General features: G+C 37.0%; 20 protein-coding genes and 1 pseudogene. 11 read left to right on the top strand and 10 right to left on the bottom strand.

All coding sequences use genetic code 11. The features are described 5' to 3' along the window. The first annotated feature begins 276 nt into the window (after positions 1-276). From ACN6MY_RS11750 to ACN6MY_RS11765, 4 genes are all read left to right on the top strand, one after another. Entirely contained in the window at positions 277-519 is a 243-nt protein-coding gene (locus ACN6MY_RS11750; RefSeq protein WP_419880374.1) for a hypothetical protein, read from the top strand. After that, positions 447-1,127, top strand: coding sequence for a transketolase (locus tag ACN6MY_RS11755; RefSeq protein ID WP_419880375.1), 681 nt, complete (start codon positions 447-449; stop codon positions 1,125-1,127). Before ACN6MY_RS11750 ends, ACN6MY_RS11755 begins: the two co-directional genes overlap by 73 nt. Further along, positions 1,124-2,098, top strand: a complete 975-nt coding sequence (locus tag ACN6MY_RS11760; protein ID WP_419880376.1) for a transketolase family protein — start codon at positions 1,124-1,126, stop codon at positions 2,096-2,098. The genes ACN6MY_RS11755 and ACN6MY_RS11760 overlap by 4 nt, the downstream gene beginning before the upstream one ends. 751 nt (positions 2,099-2,849) lie before the next feature. Continuing rightward, entirely contained in the window at positions 2,850-3,107 is a 258-nt protein-coding gene (locus tag ACN6MY_RS11765; protein WP_419880377.1) for a hypothetical protein, read from the top strand. Positions 3,108-3,453: 346 nt separating this feature from the next. Here the strand turns inward: ACN6MY_RS11765 and ACN6MY_RS11770 are convergent, their stop codons facing one another. From ACN6MY_RS11770 to trxA, 4 genes are all read right to left on the bottom strand, one after another. Then, on the bottom strand, positions 3,454-4,353 hold the full coding sequence (locus ACN6MY_RS11770) for an aldo/keto reductase (protein ID WP_419884147.1): 900 nt from the start codon (positions 4,351-4,353) through the stop codon (positions 3,454-3,456). Positions 4,354-4,505: 152 nt separating this feature from the next. Beyond that, entirely contained in the window at positions 4,506-5,222 is a 717-nt protein-coding gene (locus ACN6MY_RS11775) for an SDR family oxidoreductase (protein WP_419880378.1), read from the bottom strand. A gap of 127 nt (positions 5,223-5,349) precedes the next feature. Then, on the bottom strand, positions 5,350-5,868 hold the full coding sequence (locus tag ACN6MY_RS11780) for a DJ-1/PfpI family protein (RefSeq protein ID WP_419880379.1): 519 nt from the start codon (positions 5,866-5,868) through the stop codon (positions 5,350-5,352). A 235-nt stretch (positions 5,869-6,103) separates the two neighbouring features. Further along, complete coding sequence (gene trxA, locus ACN6MY_RS11785; RefSeq protein WP_419880380.1) at positions 6,104-6,418, bottom strand: thioredoxin; 315 nt, start codon at positions 6,416-6,418, stop codon at positions 6,104-6,106. A 1,334-nt stretch (positions 6,419-7,752) separates the two neighbouring features. Between trxA and ACN6MY_RS11790 the strand changes: the two genes are divergently transcribed. From ACN6MY_RS11790 to ACN6MY_RS11800, 3 genes are all read left to right on the top strand, one after another. Next, positions 7,753-8,172: an RrF2 family transcriptional regulator gene (locus ACN6MY_RS11790; protein WP_419880381.1), complete on the top strand. Its 420-nt coding sequence runs from the start codon at positions 7,753-7,755 to the stop codon at positions 8,170-8,172. A 144-nt stretch (positions 8,173-8,316) separates the two neighbouring features. Beyond that, on the top strand, positions 8,317-8,652 hold the full coding sequence (locus ACN6MY_RS11795) for an IDEAL domain-containing protein (protein ID WP_419880382.1): 336 nt from the start codon (positions 8,317-8,319) through the stop codon (positions 8,650-8,652). 250 nt (positions 8,653-8,902) lie between these two features. Further along, a complete protein-coding gene (locus ACN6MY_RS11800) occupies positions 8,903-9,073 on the top strand; it encodes a hypothetical protein (RefSeq protein ID WP_419884148.1) in 171 nt (56 codons plus the stop codon). A 382-nt stretch (positions 9,074-9,455) separates the two neighbouring features. On the opposite strand, the gene ACN6MY_RS11805 is transcribed toward ACN6MY_RS11800, so the two are convergent. Then, positions 9,456-9,626, bottom strand: coding sequence for a helix-turn-helix domain-containing protein (locus tag ACN6MY_RS11805; protein ID WP_419880383.1), 171 nt, complete (start codon positions 9,624-9,626; stop codon positions 9,456-9,458). Positions 9,627-9,780: 154 nt separating this feature from the next. Between ACN6MY_RS11805 and ACN6MY_RS11810 the strand changes: the two genes are divergently transcribed. After that, complete coding sequence (locus ACN6MY_RS11810; protein ID WP_419880384.1) at positions 9,781-10,371, top strand: molybdopterin-dependent oxidoreductase; 591 nt, start codon at positions 9,781-9,783, stop codon at positions 10,369-10,371. A 253-nt stretch (positions 10,372-10,624) separates the two neighbouring features. On the opposite strand, the gene ACN6MY_RS11815 is transcribed toward ACN6MY_RS11810, so the two are convergent. Further along, positions 10,625-10,792 carry a hypothetical protein gene (locus tag ACN6MY_RS11815; protein ID WP_419880385.1) on the bottom strand — a complete coding sequence of 56 codons (168 nt, stop codon included), beginning with the start codon at positions 10,790-10,792 and terminating at the stop codon, positions 10,625-10,627. A gap of 454 nt (positions 10,793-11,246) precedes the next feature. Then, the gene (locus ACN6MY_RS11820) at positions 11,247-11,765 is read right to left on the bottom strand and encodes a hypothetical protein (protein ID WP_419880386.1); all 519 of its coding nucleotides are present in this window, start codon (positions 11,763-11,765) and stop codon (positions 11,247-11,249) included. Between the two features lie 181 nt (positions 11,766-11,946). On the opposite strand from ACN6MY_RS11820, the pseudogene ACN6MY_RS11825 reads away from it, so the two are divergent. Then, positions 11,947-13,643 (top strand): annotated as a pseudogene (locus ACN6MY_RS11825) (alpha-keto acid decarboxylase family protein). A gap of 64 nt (positions 13,644-13,707) precedes the next feature. Here the strand turns inward: ACN6MY_RS11825 and ACN6MY_RS11830 are convergent. Beyond that, entirely contained in the window at positions 13,708-14,007 is a 300-nt protein-coding gene (locus ACN6MY_RS11830; protein ID WP_071351986.1) for a hypothetical protein, read from the bottom strand. A 938-nt stretch (positions 14,008-14,945) separates the two neighbouring features. Between ACN6MY_RS11830 and ACN6MY_RS11835 the strand changes: the two genes are divergently transcribed. Further along, entirely contained in the window at positions 14,946-15,245 is a 300-nt protein-coding gene (locus ACN6MY_RS11835) for a hypothetical protein (RefSeq protein WP_419880387.1), read from the top strand. 680 nt (positions 15,246-15,925) lie between these two features. On the opposite strand, the gene ACN6MY_RS11840 is transcribed toward ACN6MY_RS11835, so the two are convergent. Next, positions 15,926-16,372, bottom strand: a complete 447-nt coding sequence (locus ACN6MY_RS11840) for a DUF4385 domain-containing protein (protein WP_419880388.1) — start codon at positions 16,370-16,372, stop codon at positions 15,926-15,928. A gap of 90 nt (positions 16,373-16,462) precedes the next feature. Between ACN6MY_RS11840 and ACN6MY_RS11845 the strand changes: the two genes are divergently transcribed. Beyond that, positions 16,463-17,092 (top strand): chloramphenicol phosphotransferase CPT family protein, encoded by a 630-nt coding sequence (locus tag ACN6MY_RS11845; RefSeq protein WP_419880389.1) that lies wholly within the window; start codon positions 16,463-16,465, stop codon positions 17,090-17,092. A gap of 19 nt (positions 17,093-17,111) precedes the next feature. On the opposite strand, the gene ACN6MY_RS11850 is transcribed toward ACN6MY_RS11845, so the two are convergent. Beyond that, positions 17,112-17,741: a cupin domain-containing protein gene (locus tag ACN6MY_RS11850; RefSeq protein WP_419880390.1), complete on the bottom strand. Its 630-nt coding sequence runs from the start codon at positions 17,739-17,741 to the stop codon at positions 17,112-17,114. Positions 17,742-17,786 lie beyond the last annotated feature (45 nt).

Consider the following 17,786-nt stretch of genomic DNA (forward strand, 5'->3'; position numbering starts at 1 on the left):
CTCTTCTTGACCAATTTTTTAACATAAAACATATATAATGTTTTTTATTTCACTTTCGTTTTAGGTGCAAAAAGCGGCTTAACCTACATTGAAGGAATGATTACTGAGGTTTACAGCTTAATTATCATCGGTGAGGATTATTCTTTGGTTTTTTTCAAAACTAAGGGTGACTAGGCTTCGGTTAAATTTATTGAATATTTAATAAAGTAAATACCCTAAAGAGCTCATAGCAATAATAACTCTTTACATGCCAAAATACATCGGGGAGGAATATGGGTGAGTGTTAACTATAAGAATCTAGAACTATTTCGGGATGAAATTCGATTGTTAACCTTAAAGGAACTATTTCATTTAGGATTTGGTCATTACGGAGGCAGCTTATCTATTATTGAAGTACTATCAGTTTTATATGGTGAAGTGATGAAGGTTGACCCCGGAAATCCTCAATGGGAAATCGGGACTATTTTATCTTATCAAAAGGACATGGCGGCCCATCCTTTTATGCAACTTTGTCCTTAAAAGGATTTTTCCCAGAGGAAGTCCTCTATACTTTAAACCAAAACGGAACAATACTCCCATCTCATCCTGATAGGAATTTAACACCTGGAGTTGATATGACAACTGGGTCATTAGGCCAAGGGATATCCGCAGCTGTTGGTGTGGCATTGTCCCATAAGCTAACTAATAAGGAGAATTTTACTTTTTGCATTGTGGGGGACGGGGAATTAAATGAAGGTCAGTGCTGGGAGGCTGTTCAGTTTGCTGCTCACCACAAACTAAATCGACTTTTTATCTTTGTGGATGACAACAAGAAACAACTTGATGGTTTAACAAAGGAGATTATTGATCCTCTTGATTTTGAAGAGAAGTTTAATGCTTTTGGCTTTTTTACTGTAAAAGTGGAAGGCAGTTCTTTAAAAGAAATCTATGAAGCAATTGAAAAAGGAAAAGTACAAAGTGCTAAGCCTATAGCGATTATTTTGGATACTGTAAAAGGTCAAGGTGTTCCTTATCTAGAAGAAAAGTTTGATAATCATCATATTCGGCCAAGTCAAGCGGATGAAAAAGCAATATCAGCAACCATTGTGCAGTTAGAAAATAAAATTGGAAAGGCTGTGAAGTTATGATTCAAACATCCTTCCAATCTTATGAACTTGAAAAAGTGGAAATGCGCCAAATATACGCAAATACACTTCTAGATTTGGCCCAAAACAATCCTAATGTAATTGCCTTAGAAGCTGATTTAATGAGCGCGATTTCAACAAATAAAATTATCAATCAAATACCTAATCAAATAATTAACTGCGGAATTATGGAAGCTAATATGATGGGAGTTGCAGCCGGCCTTGCCCTTACTGGTAAAATTCCATATCTGCACACATTTGCTCAATTTGCTACACGTCGCGCTTTCGATCAGTTGTTTGTTTCAGGCGCCTATGCAAAACTAAATTTGAAAATTTTAGGCTCCGATTCGGGAGTCACAGCTGAACATAACGGTGGTACCCATATGGCATTTGAAGATCTGGGTCTCGTTCGCCTGATTCCAAATGCTTATGTCTATGAAGTAAGCGATTCTACAATGCTGGGCTACTTACTTAGGAAAATTGAAAAAGAGTACGGAATCCACTATATTCGCACTATCCGAAAGAATGCCGTTAAACTCTATGATGAAGGTGAAACCTTTGAATCAGGCAAGGGAAAGGTTCTCCGTGAAGGCGGTGATGTGACAATTATCGCTAGCGGCATTATGGTTGCAGAATCGTTAAGGGCAGCAGACCTTCTGCAGGGTTTGGGAATTCAAGCAACTGTCATTGATATGTTCTCAATTAAACCAATTGATAAAGATCTGATTGTCAAATATGCAAAACAAACAAAAGCGGTTGTTTCGGCAGAAAATCATAATGTTATCGGTGGTTTAGGAAGTGCAGTAGCTGAGGTATTAAGTGAGCATTGTCCAACACATTTGAAACGAATTGGGGTCAAGGAACAATTTGGCCAGGTTGGGAAAGTCGAATACTTAAAAGAATTTTATAAGTTGACACGGAAGGATATTGTTAGTGCGGTGGAGGAAGTCATTTTACTAAAAGACCACCGATAGTCTTTATTTTAGCAAAATAATATTTTGAGTTGGGAATCCTTTATGGGATTCTTAGATTGTAGACAAAAAGGGTACGGAATGGTTAAATTCCGTACTCTCTTCATCAGTTTATTAATTTGACGAGCTCTTTTTGATATTTTCCTTTTAAAATCCTTATTTGAACGTTTTTTGTTTTTAGGTTGGGTATAGTTAGCAGACAAGGAAAGTATTCTTTTAATGTTCTAGGTTTAATAGCCAAATTGATGTAAATATGCTTACGAGTTTGATAAACAATTTCTACAAGGTGAATACAGAATTTCCTGGTAAGCATGGAGTATCATCATGGGTGGCTTTCGTCGCAAGTGCTATTTCCCGAATCAAGGTTCGTAATAAGTTGGAAAGATTTATACCTGGAAAACTCACTAAGCTTCGTTTTTACACTCCATTTATATCTAATCGCTTACTTCCGGTAAATACCCAATTTTATCAAAATCCCCTTCACGCGGTACCAGGACGAATTATACTCAGTTAAGAGTAAAATTAAAAAGTTAGAGAGAAGATAAGTCATCTAAATAACGAGCTATGCCCTTGTTATTTTTTGCAGTCTGGCTGCCATAATAATGGAAGCCGTAACATTTTAGAAACAGATAGTAATAGTGAGTCATTTTATGCTTTATTTAAAAGAACATATGTTCTATAATGAAGGAATATAATAAGTATTAAATAGTTCGTTCTAGGAAAAAACGAATTTGATAAAAAAAGGGGAAGGAGTATGAAAACATGTCCTTATTGCGGAAGCAGGATAAAGCAATTGCTCTCCTCTTACTATTGTGATTTCTGTGAACTGGGAATACCAAGAGAGGATATTCAGGAAAAGGGGAAACGTAAGGATTTTCTACCTGAATTACAGCCCACAGTACAAGATTTATCTAAAAGTACCAGGGAAATTATGCGTCTTTCTATTATCGAACTCATGGAAAGAGGGGCAACAGCCACTGCATCATGTTTGCCAGCTTTACGCAGTACATGAATTTGATTTTCATCAAAATCCAGGTCACGAAGCCCAAGGTTTGTAAGTTCATTTACACGGTTTCAGCTGCCTAATAATAGCGATAAAACTGTAAAATCTCTTTCTTGGCTTTCGTTATTGCCAGGAATCCCAAAATGTTCTCTTATTTTTTTGTAAATCACAAAAAGTGATGATGAATCGTTTATATTAAAACACTTCGTGAAATTGGCTATAAATTGTAGGAATCAAATGGGGAAAGCATGTGAAGAAATGTACTTTAGGACTCTGTTGACAAATCAGAGTTTGAGAAGGGGACATTGACAAGTTCTCCTAGGCAAAGAGTACAGATCCTTTGTCCCCATTCATTTTATATAATATCCAAAGGTATTTTACTTAGTGGTTTTGGAAATACCTCGTCAAGTCTGTTCAGATCTCCTATGGTCAATTGAATAGTAGCAGCTTGAGCATTGGCTAAAATATGTTCTTCCTTAACAGCTTTTGGGATAGCAATTACGTTGTTCGAACGAATGGTCCACGCAAGAGCAATTTGTAATGGCTGCACATTGTATTTTTCTGCAATCTCAATGAGGGTTGGATCGCTTAGTAATTGGCTTCTTAAGGTCCCTCCTTGGGCCAGGGGACTATAGGCCATAATTGGCATGTTATGTTCTTGATGCCATGGCAGGAGATCATAATCAATTCCTCTGGAACCCAGATGATATAACACTTGATTTGTTACACAATTTTTTCCGTTAGCTGTATCCCACAACTCTTTCATATCATCCGTATCAAAATTAGAAACTCCCCATCTCACAATTTTACCATCCTTGCGCAGTCTTTCCATTCCTTCAATCGTTTCCTCTAAAGGAACACGGCCTCTCCAGTGCAAAAGATACAAATCAAGATGATCTGTTCCAAGTCGTTTTAGACTATTTTCACATGCGCTTTCAATCAAATCTAACCCGGAATGATGAGGGTATACTTTCGATACTAAAAAAACTTTATCTCTGCGCCCCTTGATTACCTCGCCAACTAAACGTTCGGAATCGCCGTTTCCGTACATTTCAGCCGTATCGATTAGCTTCATGCCTAGTTCTATTCCAAGCTGCAAAGCTTTGATTTCTTTGTTTTTCGCTTGAGGATTTTCACCCATGTACCATGTTCCTTGACCAATACTTGGAAGAAAGGTTCCATCAGGTAAAGTTACTCCACGTTTTTCAAGGGTATGCTTAATTCTTACTATTTTTTCATGGTCAGGTAAACTCATTTTCATCATTCCTTTCATATCTCACCTTGTTTTTCTCGAACTGCATTTCTTCAATTATTACCATTTATTGAAAAATTGGATTATTATTTAAAAAATAAATGTGGCTATACATTGTTGTAGTATAGCCACAAAAATAACATTATAATACTCACTTACACCAAGTGAGCCCCGCCATCAATAAGAAGAACAGTACCAGTTGTAAAACCATTTTTCACTAAGTACACGTAGGCCTCAGAAATGTCTTCAGGCTGTGCTACGCGATTAACAGGCAGCTGCTGTGCAATGTTGCTGTATAAATTTTGTCTTTGCTCGTCAGGCATCCCTCCGTAGAGTGGGGTGTCTACGATACCAGGTGAAACAACATTTACCCGTATAGGGGCCAGGTCTACTGAAAGCCCCCTAACCAACCCATCGATCGCTGAATTGATCGAAGCAAGTGTAGTTGCTCCCTGTGGTGGACGGATTCCATAAACACCAGAGGTCAATGTGATAGAACTGGTATCATTTAAGTACGGAATAGCAGCACGAACGGCTAAGTATTGCCCCCAAAACTTACTATCAAACGCTTCTCTAACATCCGCAACAGGTAAGTCACTAAAATGACCCATTGCACCTTCACCTGCCGTAACGACAAGATGATCAAATTTCCCTACCATTTTAAAAAAGTCAGCCAGTTTTTCTTCACTGCGAAAATCAATTTTGTACGCTTCCACATTACCACCAATTACATTCTTTGCCTCCGATAGTTTTGCATCAGAACGGCTTGCAATAATGACTTGAGCAGATTCATCAAGAAATGCTTTTGCTGCGGATAATCCGATACCAGAAGTACCTCCTATTACGACCACACGTTTTCCTTTTAATGTCATTATATGAATCCTCCTTAAAAAATTCTTTTTAGGTTGTATCTGAAATCAATATTACATACTGCTTTTAGTGAAAATAATATAAACCAACACTTGATTATTTTATTTTACCAAAAGTTTTAATGTAGAACTAACGTAATGCTTTAACAAGGGCTTTTCCAAATTCTTTCGCACCTTGTGGACCATCGCCAGTAATAATATCATCATGGGCAACAACATGTTGTTCAACATATTTAACGTCAACAGCTTTCAATTCGTTCTTTTGAACATCTACTGGATAGCAAGTTGCTTCTCTTCCAGAAAGCAAACCAGTTTTAGCAACTGTTACAGCCCCTGCACAAATTCCAGTAACGAGAATTTTCTCAATGTAAGCTTGCTTCAAAAAGCCTTGTAATTTTTGATTTCCCCATAAATGATCATTTGTACCGGATCCTCCAATTACCGAAACAACATCAAATTCCGTGGGCGATACGTCTGAAAAGATAACCGAAGCAGTTACTTTCCCATCATAGTCACCAGTAATTTCACCTGACACGGTGCTGGCAATGGTTACTTCGACTCCTGCATTTTCAAGCTCTTCTTTTGGTTTGAATAACTCATCTTCATTAAAACGTTCTGGCGGTATAATTAAGAGTGCTTTTTTACTCATTATTTTTTCCTCCTGAAAAAGAAAAAGATTTGTTGATAACACTTTTTCATATATTCGTATTTTTACCTGTGGTCGTTAACAATTTGCGAGCTGTGCAAGTTCTAGTGTGTTGCGAAAAGCATCAACTGGAGAACTTCCAACGCGCAATCGGTGAAAGGTCTAGCAATGAGAATGGTATATCAAATACTTTTGTGTATGCTCAGATATAGATTTATCCTCTTTCTAAAAGTCTGTATTACATATGCTTTGAAATTATTTCTGTCATAGCTTCTTTTGGATAGAACCCGATAACCTTATCTACAGCCACTCCGTCTTTGAATAGAATCAACGTTGGAATGCTCATGACTCCAAACTTTCCTACTGTTCCTGAGTTTTCATCAACATTAAGCTTGATAATTCTAACTTTGTCACCCATTTCACCATCGATTTCCTCCAATACAGGTGCTATCATTTTACAAGGACCACACCATGGTGCCCAAAAGTCCACTAAAACTAAGCCCTCTTTAATTTCAGTACTAAATGTTTGATCTGTTACGTGTGAGATAGCCATTATTATATCCTCCAATTTTTTCTTATAATTTTAATGCATACAGAAAATCAAAATTATTCTTCCTTTTAATGTAATAAAAAATACAGTTTGTTTTTTATAAAACGTACTGTAATAAAATAGTTTACAGTATAGGCATTACTAAGTAAAGGTCTGGTAAATGTCCCTAAAAAACTAAACTATTTTAAAAGGCACTTTTCAAATTGGTTGCTTCCAGTTCGAAAGGAATTACTGTAATTTTAATGTTTACAGTTTATCGAGTCAAGAAAAATTAACTGATATTCTCAAATTTCACTTTAGTGGGTATGCACCGTTGAAAAGTTCTCATTTCATTTTGCGGTTGTGCTATTTCCGTTAGATTTGTGGAGGAGGGGATTAGTGATCTTTGGTTCGAAAATGACTAAGGTTAAAATAAAATATCTAAAAAGAAAAAGTGAAGGTTTAGATTAGAAATAAATGTCTCCACAATGTAAGTATTAATAATGGGAGAGGAAAAGAATTTTACGGGAAAGTTACTTTTGAAGAAATACCTCGTCCTTTTCAAAGTGCCGGTTGTGAGATAGGGGGCAGCAGCGCCACTTGATAGTCGAGCTCGATTTCAGAGACGATTCGTCAAGATAAAGCGAAACCAACACAGAAGGTCACTTTTTCAATTAGAGTGGAGGACTATTATGATATTCCTGAAAAAAAGTGGATTCCCTCGGATTTTCGTACCGGCCCAGATGGTAATTTGATTGAACTAAACGTTGATCAAAAAGATCTATAAGTAAAATATCTAAACAAATAAAATGTTAGATCAATAAAATATATGTTTTCTTTTTTTTTACATTAAAGCAGGGGAACTGTTTCCTTTGTATATTATCCGGATCCGTTTCTTGAACAAGGAAAAAAGATTCTTCAATATTAACCAAAGCGAAGAAGTAGATTCCGAGAACTCCATTTATTTAATCACTTTTTTCTAGATAAATATCGCTATGATTGTACTTTCTTACCTACAGTCGGTATTCTTAGTCAAACATCAGAAATTTAAAATAAGGTTGGATTAATACGATGAAGAAATTTGCAGTTTTTTGCCCCATAGGCTTTGCACTTTTTCAAACATGCAATGGCAAAAAGTCGCCAAGTAATATGAAAAAATAAAAAGCAATATTTCAAACCCTCAACGTTTAAAACTAAGAATTGCTTTTTCATGGAAAAAGTGGTTACAGCATGTTTCCATTACTGCTTGACAATCCAAACTGTAATATTTATTATTACATTATGTTATAACTATTAAAAAAAGTGAAAAGGACTACAGTATACTAAAAGCGCTTTTTTATTTCTTAGGGGGCAGGGCCATGAATAGTGATTTTACGCTTGCCGTTCATAGTTTAACTTTTCTTGCGTTGCAGTCAGACCGGATGTCAACAAGTGATGCTATCTCAGAGAGTGCTGGTGTCCACCCGGTACGCATTCGCAAAGTGCTAAGCTTGTTAAAAAAACATGGATTTATAAAATCAAAAGAAGGAACCGGCGGCGGATTTATTTTTACTTTAGACCTTAGCGAAGTTAATCTTTGGGATATATATATGATAACTTCTGAAGGCGCTCTGCAGCCTAAGTGTCCTGATTCAAATAAAAAGTGTATTGTGGGCGCGAATATGAAAAGTGTATTATTTGGAATTTTCTTAGGCGCTGAGGAACATTTGGGTGTGTATTTAAAGAACTATACAATTAAAGAAGTTGTCGATCTTGTAAATCAAGAACAAAAGCTGTGACTAATGGCCGTGAACTTCTTAATTATCATAAAAAAATTACAGGTTCATCTGGGTGATAAATCCCCGATCACTGTAGCTTAAAAATAGGTACTTTCTTGGGTACATTCATATAATACAAAAAATAACTTAAGAAGGTGAAAAAGGATGTTTACGAATGGTGATTCTGTTTTGAAAACAGGTGATTGGATTAAGGGGAAATTAAGTGATGGGGAATTAATAATTGGTTATATTGAGTCTCAGAGTATTCTCGATGGAGTTGTTAAAGTAACGGTTGCTACGAGTGACAATCGTGAAGTGCTTGGCAAAACAATTTCTACTTTAAGTAAAAATGTTAGGAAACTTCCACTTTCTAAGGCCGTAAACAAGGAACAAATTCTATTTCTGATAGACTTGGCATTATTAACGGGGGATGAAGCATGGTTTATTGAGCTTTCTTCCAAGTTAAACTCCATCAATGAACTTGTTAAAGTAGTACGTTAAACTTTATACAAATGATTTTTTGAATTAAGTTTCACCGTGTATGGAAACTTTCTTTTTCGTGAAAAATTTGCGATTACCCATTATTTTTTCTGAGTAATCATAAATATGGCTATTATGAAAGTAAATGTGAACGCTGTTTGGAATGACGGAGTAAGAGGGAATTGGAAAGCGTAATGCTAACTTCCTTGAAACGAAAATTGCTATACCTGTATCAATAGTAGGAAGCGGGGATGGAGCAAATCCAAAAGAAATTCTTGTTTCTTCGGTAACTACTTGTTATACAGCAACTCTTACGTTTGTACTTGCAAGCAGAAACCTGCCTGTTGCTGAACTTACAGTGAACTCAAAGGCAAATATATCATATAATGAATTTAAAATTATCCATTATCCTCACATAGTTTTATCTAATGATGCAACTTAAATTTAAGGCGGCGATTCTGCTGTCTTTTTTTATGTAAAAAACTACCGAAATTGTGCATGACGAACAAGTCCTTCCAAACAATAGGGGACTTTCTTCGTTCTTTGTTGCTCCTTGAATAATAAAAGATTTATGACTTTCTATCTTTTATACATATCTAATAATAAAATAACGAGGTGCTTGAAGATGAATAAGACAGAATAAGTAAATGCAGTTGCAGCAAGCAACGATTTTCCGAAATTGGAGACAGATCCTTTAAAATCATATTCATCTACATTTCTCTTATAAATTTTGATGGCTGTATGTTTTTGCTTTTTCCAAGTCTTTTGATCATCTTCAAGCCACTGATCAATGATTGGTTTTACACGTTTGGGGAGAATATTCCTTAGTTCCGAACAAGTTTTTTTCGCAACACAATTGTTGGTGCAGTGTTTTTTTTAAGATATTTACTTACGGTGTTTTGGGAAATTCTAAGTTTTGTCGCAATTTGCCTTTGGGATAGCCCTTCAACATCTTTTAAGAATTTGATATTATGGAATTGAGCCATTTCGATCATGCAGTTCTTCCTCTCAAACGCAGTAAGTTTGGTCACTTCCTATCATAAGAGAGGTCAATAGAATTGGAAATCATGTGGCTCATTTTTTATGTGATCAAATGATATAAAAGTGGCTCAAAACTGACTTATCAAAAACAATAGAGGATGGTGTATTATGGGAAAGCAGCTTCCACCCGGCCAATTCGAAACACAAAAATGGCCGATACTACACAATGGGGATGTTCCCAAGTTTAATAAAGCCACATGGAATTTCAGAATTTTTGGTGAGGTAAAAGAAGAAAAGTTCTTATCCTATAATGAATTCATGGAGCTTCCGAAGACCATTTCAACCGTTAACATGCATTGTGTTACCACCTGGTCTAAATTTGATACTTCATTTGAAGGAATTGCACTAAGGGAGTTATTGAAATTTGTTGAAATCAATGAGGATGTAAAATACATCAAAATTTACGGTTACTACAATGGTGACAGATTTGGTTATTCTGCAAACCTGCCGCTCGAGCCCTTATTAGGGGACGATTCTTTGTTTGTATACCGTTGGAAGGATAAAAATAATGATTGGCAGGATATTGATCCAAAACATGGCTATCCGCTAAGGTTTATTCCACCAGAAGTATTTTATCTTTGGAAAGGCTCCAAGTGGGTGTCAGGGATTGAGTTTATGAAGGTGGACGAGGCAGGATTTTGGGAAGAGCTTGGCTATTCGATGACAGCAAATCCTTTTAAAGAAGAACGGTATCGTTAGCACTGATGCTTACATGACCAGTAAAGAGCCAGTTCATAATAAAGTAACTGGTTCTTTTGATCGAAATAATAAATGCCAAAACATGTCTTTAGTTTTCTTTGAGTGGGTACGCCAGTATAAACCAACTTCGATAGTCTTTTTTACGTTATAACGATATTAATCTTTATCTTCTTATACACTGACGTTTACGTACTGAAATAATATCATTTTGAAGTAACTTTGGCTTGAACATCAATTTTAACATCTGCTTTTTTCAATATATTGCCGACATCACACCCTTTATCTGCTGCTTCTGTCGCTCTTTGTGCAGATGAATCTGTTCTTCAGTTGCTTCAGCAGATAAAACGATGTTAGGATAATGAGTTATTTTAAAATCATTATCAGATATATTTGCCTCAGAGTTCACTGTAAGTTCCGCCACAGGCAGTTTTCTGCTTTCGAGTACAAAACTCTTTAAAATTAATAATTTGCATATATATAATGCCCAATTTTCTAGTGTGTTTACAAAAAAACTCGATACATTCAAAAAATTAGTAGGAGATTGTAAAGGGTTGCATCAAACCTTCTTGATTTTTTAACATTATGGCTCTCCCGCGGGGCTGAGGTAACGGTCATAGTGTTCATCAAACATATACTCGCGTTTTCGAAATGACTCTTCCATCCTGCACTCAATACCTCGATAGAAGATTTAACTTCCCCCTAACTAATCCTTATCATAGTAATTTAGAAGAAATCAGTACATCGTAAGATTATAACGCAGCATAATGCCTGATTAGATCAATTTAATTAGATAAATGGTTCACATTAAGCTGCTGAAAAACCTGAAAAAGACAGGAGTTAGGCTGCTTTAGTGCCCAAAGCCCTGTCTTTTTTTATTAGCTGATCAGTGTGGTTTTGTTTTCCTGGTTCTTGATTTTCCCTTTTTTATAAACAAAAAGATAAAAGCCAATGTAATAAACAACCAAAATGAAAAAAACTGCGATTGTTAATGGATCTTTCATGAAATGCTGGGAGTACTGAGAGCTGTTTAAGCTGTTCTTCTGCTGTCCCATTATTTGTATAAGGATAAGAAAACGGAATATAAAACGGCTTAGGAATAGAAGGAGTACTAGAGATTCTACCCAAATGGAAGTCCTGTAATAAATGATTCCGCTGCGTAATTCAAAGGTGCTGTGCCTGATTCCGTAGAATAGCAGAATCCCTCCCAGAGCTATTCCAATTAGTGTATACACAAAGGAAATAGGGTGGTTTACACATCCGGCAATTAATAATAAGGCAAGTAATGAAAAAATGAGAGTCCTCGCAATCAGCCTTTTTGCTTTATAAGGCTGAAAACCAATGGAACGCCTGATTCTTCGATATAAAAAGAAGCCTACAATTAAAACGACATACAAAAACTGGTAATGACCGTTCAGAATTATCCCGCCTTTACGATTTCTCCGCTAGTATTATTAATTTATAAAAAGTAACATTTACTAAATTATACATTTTAAAGGGTGAAATGTTTTATTTTTTTTTGTTATGCTATAAACCGGATTAGCGGAAATATCCAGTGGTATATAATAATAAAAATAGCTGGGAGGAATTAATTTGTCATCTTTACAAAATTTTAATCAAAACGCCACTCTTGGCGATTTTTTATTTGATTGCTTAAAAAAAGAAGGTATTACACATATATTCGGGATACCGGGTGATTATAATTTTACCCTTTTAGATACTTTGGAAAATAGAAATGACATGACATTCATTAACGCGAAAAATGAGCTGAATGCAGGATACGCGGCTGATGGATATGCCAGGGAAAAAGGAATTTCAGCAATGATTACGACGTTTGGGGTAGGAGAAATGAGCGCATGTAATGCTGTCGCAGGGGCCTATAGCGAAAGTGTGCCTATTATCCATATTGTCGGTTCACCAAAATCAGGGGACCAGCAATCAAAAAAACTGATGCACCATACGCTTATGGACGGTGATTATGATGTATTCAGGAAGGTGTATGAAAATATTACTGAATACACAGCTATATTAACGCCTGAAAATGCCGCATGGGAATCCCAGCTGCTATACTGACGGCAAAGAAAACAAAAAAGCCGGTGTATTTGTCGGTCAGTATTGATTTGGTCACAAAACCAATCCATAAACTTTCAGGACAGCAAGATGAGCCTCTGAAAACAAATGAAGAGTCTCTGAAGGCCGCCATCAATCATGCAGGGAAGCTTCTGGAAAATGCCGAAAATGCTGCCATATTAACTGATAGGGATACCATGCGTTTTGGATTGAAAAAACAAGTAAGGGAATTTGCAGAACATGTAAAGCTGCCTGTTGCCCAAACGATGCAGGGCAAGGGAGGCTTTGATGAAACTCATCCTCTGTATATTGGAATGTATAATGGCCAATTCGGCAGTGAGTCCGTGAAACGGATTATTGAAGAAGCTGAATGCCTTTTTATCATAGGTCCGGTTTGGTCAGATGTTAATACCGCCAATTTTACTGCTGAATTAAATCAGGAGAATATTATTGAAATCCATCCAGGTTCAGTAAAAGTGGGACAAGCACAATACATGAACATCCTGGCCGGTGATATGCTTCTTTCCCTGATGGAACTGCAGTATCAAGATACTGAGCCAGCAGTAAAACCTTCATTTCCTTACGAAAGTACATCAGTTGAACGAGAACAGCTCTTAGAGGCAAGAACATACTATCCTATAATAAAAAATAGCCTTAAGGAAAATGACATTGTTGTCGCTGAAACAGGGACATTTTCTTATGGCATATCACAAATCCAGTTGCCAAAAGGGGCATCTTATATAGCCCAGGGAGGATGGCAAAGCATCGGCTATGGAATACCGGCAGCTTTCGGCGCCTGCATGGCATCTGGAAATCGGCGTGTCCTGCTATTTACCGGCGACGGCTCGCTTCAGCTTACAGTCCAGGAGATTAGTTCTATGCTGGAAAATGGCTGCAAGCCAATTATATTTATTTTGAATAACAAGGGATATACAATTGAAAAGTATTTAAATGTAAAAACAAAAAACCAAGATTACAATAATATTCCTGAATGGAAATACGAAAAACTGACTGAAATTTTTGGAGAAGGTGCCTTGTATAAGAGTGCTGAAACAAATGGAGAGCTGGAGGATGCAATTTCAGCTGCGGAAGATGCGGATAGATTGACGATCATTGAAATGATTGTAAAAGATCCGCTTGATGGCCCGGAATATCTTGTTAAAATGCGCAGCTTTCTGGAAGAACAAGAAAAACAGCAGGCCTAAAGAGCGGGAATGGCACTAAAAAATTCATGATCCGCTTATATTGTTTGAGGGAAAAGTCCCTTGATCAGCCTCTTTTGATATCTATTTTCAGCCAGTCTTCAATACTGCTGAGCCCTTTGTAATCACAAAGCATATCAGAATGCTCATGAAGGTACCTTTCGCCGATTAAAGTAAGCTCTGCAGTGGATAGGTCATATTTTCCGTCTCTGTAAAAATCTGCATCTGCTATCAAGCGATTTTTCACTAAATCAAAAATAATTTCACTCAGAAGAGTTGGGCTGAATTGCAGTTTCTGCCTTGTGAAATTTTTATTGCCCGTTTTTATTTCTTTTAGTATAGCAAGCTGCAATTTTTCCTTGAACATGGAATTTCCCCCTTCTATAAACGACACGCTGGGCCTGTCGTACAGGCTTTTCATTATAAATGAATATGCAAGGAATGATCTTGATATTCCTGCCCGGCATTTACTATGATGTAAAATATGTGGCTTAACATTTTAATTACAAATTATTCTATTTAAGTAAAAAATTAAGGATAGACATCGTTTGGACAGGTAAAGTACCATAAATATTGGAAGCAGTCTTATTGCTTTGATTGCTTTCTTTTTGCTCAGCGGGGCAGCCAGTTTGCGGAAGAACTGGCTGCCCTTTTATGTGTAAATTATTAGAAATGTTGAAACCAGCCTAAAATCATCTGAATGAAAATAGCCTGCAGAGAAATACAACTTGGTGATTATAATCCTAAACAGGTTCTTTCTGCATGATGAATAAACATAAGGTAGATTGAATTGCATATTAATAAATTCCTATCAGACAATTCTCAAGATATTTGAGAACGGAGGACCCGTTATTTTTAGAGGTTAATTTTGCATATGAAGAAGGGATGAGGCTAAGACCGTTTTGAACAGGGGGCTTTTTTGTTTTGAAAAGCAAAAAGCACTCAGTCATTCATGGAGGTCTATTTATTATGCTTATAATGGAAAAGATTCTTGGGAAATAGAATGCATAGGGAAGGGAAACCTTGCTATGCATAAGCACGCCAATGGCTTTTTCCACAATTTTGCTATTTAAGCCATTTGGCCAAACTGCAGATTTCTTTCACTGCCGGCTAATTGTGTGGAGAACAGCATTAAGGGGACGAAGCAAGTATTGGTTAATAAGTAAATGCCATCTTGAAGGGTTAACAAAACAGATTCAAAGAAATATGGTGAATTGCGTATGCATACTTAAATGGATGAGAATATTAAGAGCGCAGTTTACCCATTTTGCAGCCTTAAAGAAAAAATACGAAAGGGGAAAAATAATGTTTAAAAAAATTCAAGAGTTCCAGGAAAGGCTCCCAGATCAGCATAAAGATCTGGCTAAGTACACACTCCACCTTTTTGAAGCGATAGATAAGCTGAATGAAGAACATAGAAGGTTAGTGGCTGTAAACGCTGTAGCAGGGATCAGCCCAGATCCTACAGAGGAAACGAGTTTTCAAGAGCATTTAGCTGAATTGAAACATATTATCTTTCAGGAATTGGAAAAAACTGCGGAAGACATTGAGCACAAGGGAGATAAGAATTGGAATAAGCATTTCAAAGATGGAGTAGACCGTTAAGTATCTTAATAACGAATGTTTATTGTTTTAATTAACAGTTAGAAAACCATTGTTTTAGAATGTAACAATCTAGCCTCTTGGAAGACAGAGTGCTAAGGAAACTACACAGAGCTTGCTGGATGTGAAGTAAACCAACGATTGATATTCTCAGAAGGCCATCACTTGACACTGTTCAAATGAAGGAGGACGTAGCGGGACCATGCCGGACAAAAAGAAGTGATTGGTATGTGTGATTTTGCGCAAAGATTGTTATGGAAAAAAGAGGAAAGTAATACAAGTTTTTTAAGGCATTCCGAAAGATAAAGATGGCAGGAAATAAAAAACTTCCCCGTCTCGTATCCAATCATTCTTGTTCACCATCCGTCATTTGATAACTCACGGCTTAGGGCTCTTAAAAGAAATTCATATTGTTCATCAGCTGCATAGGAGCTTGAAGAAAGGCATATTATTTTGATGGTTATTGTGTTAAATTTAATTATCAGAGTAGTTTGTTTTTTTGTAAATTAGATAAGTTAAAAGTTGTAATGTATCTAAGGATGAAATCCTTTTTATAAATAATAGAGGGGATATTTGGTTTTGCAGAAGAAACACTGAACTTTAATTAAATGAGGCAATCAGGTATTGATGGCATTCTTGTAATACGTCAGGTGCCCCTGTCCTATAGTTCAGCCATATTTCTCCTAATGCATTTTCTTCAGTGCGAGGTAATCTTGATCCTCTCTTGCCAGCTTCCATTTTTCCATGAAGATGCTTGCTGATTTAGCTTTGACTGGATCGTTTTGCCGTTCTTTCACTTCGCCGTCCTGTTTATATTTTCTTCCTCCTTTATAATTGGTATAGCGGCGAGCCCTTGTATAGCCCATCTGAAGGAATTTTCTCGCCATGTCCATACCGACGAAATCTTTGCTGGATTTGTAGTCGAGGAACTGCTGATAAATTTTATTTGAAGACTTTTCTGCTATTTCCGGAGTTTTAAAACGCCAATGGGGAAGTATTTCACTTTTATAGGGCTCTACCATCAAGACTCCCTGCTCCCCCCGGTCTACACGGTACAATTCTGGATGCTTGCGGAAATCTATGCTGTCATAATCAAGCGAGTAATCGAATTCTTTTTTTTGTTTGTTCATATTGTTCACCCCTTCAAATTTGATTTACCCCATTCGTGAAAATCTATTCATTTCTGCTATTAGATAACTATTTAAATAAGGAGGGACGAAATGCTGCCGGTAAAAAAATATGGACAAATTATCATCCTAAATGGGACTCCAAGATCCGGAAAGTCCAGTATAGCAGCGGTTATCCAGGAAACCTTTGAGGGGATATGGATGAACCTGGGCACAGATCATTTTATGCAAATGACTCCGGAACGCTTTCAGCCGGGAATAGGGCTGCGTCCCGGAGGTGAGCGGCCAGATCTCGAGCCTTTCATTGTGAACCTTTACCAGGCTATGTATGAAGCGATTGCCAGCCACAGCAGGCTTGGAATTCATGTTGTTTGTGATGTAGGACACCATAATGCTTATTCGCAGCCGCTTGGAATTCTTCCAATGTGCGCTAACATTTTGGAGGGGCTTCCAGTATTATTTGCCGGTGTGTTTTGTCCTATCGATGTTGTTATGCAGAGAAGAATTAAGACATGGCAAAAAGGATATGGTGCGGACGGAAAAGTGCCGCCTCCTGTTGAATTATGGCAGGAGGCCGTCCATGTCCCCGGAATTTATGATGTTGAAATAGACACATCCATTCACAAACCGGCAGAGTGCGCTGATATCATCCGGCATCATCTTAAAAATGGCCCGCCTGCAGCTGCTTTTAGTATGATTCGTTCATCATACAGAGGGAAGTGAATTAATTTAATATGTGATGTCAGCGGGGGTAATTGTATGGTTCATATGGGTGCATAGGGGGATTCTGATAATATTGCTGGTTATGATAGCGGGAATAGTTCCCGTAATCATGTCTGCCGGCACAATTTTTGGCAGGACCGATAAATGTATTGGGCTGTACAGGTGCTATAGTCTTTTTCCATTGATTTTCATCCATACAATAGGTTTTTGCCATAATATCTGCAGGTGTGAACTTTAGCAGGTCTGAACCTAAAATAACTTCAGGCTCGGATGCATTAAATATGGCAAGCAGATGTGTTTCATTCTCGTCAGCCACTTCATAATGCCACCAGCCATGTGGGACATTGGCAACCTGCCCAGGCCTGATGGGATAGTTTTGAAGTTGTTTAGTAAATGGGTTGAAAATGGAAACAACAGCAGAACCCGAAATGCAATAAACGAGTTCAGAAGCATTTTGGTGATAGTGTGGCTCAATTACATTATTCGCGCTTAAAAAAATGTCCAGCAAAGATACATTATCAAGCGTGTTCAATTGTTTAATTCCTAATACATTAATGAAGTTACGCTTATCTTTTTTAAATGTATTGCTTTTGTTTACATCATAGGTGAATTGTGCGGCAGGAGAGGAATAATCAATATTTGCAGCCATTTATGTTCCATCCTTTATCATAAACTTATTTGTACAGATAAGTTT

Origin of the sequence: Peribacillus sp. B-H-3 (assembly GCF_048572925.1) — a bacterium.
In the GTDB taxonomy this organism is placed as follows: domain Bacteria; phylum Bacillota; class Bacilli; order Bacillales; family DSM-1321; genus Peribacillus.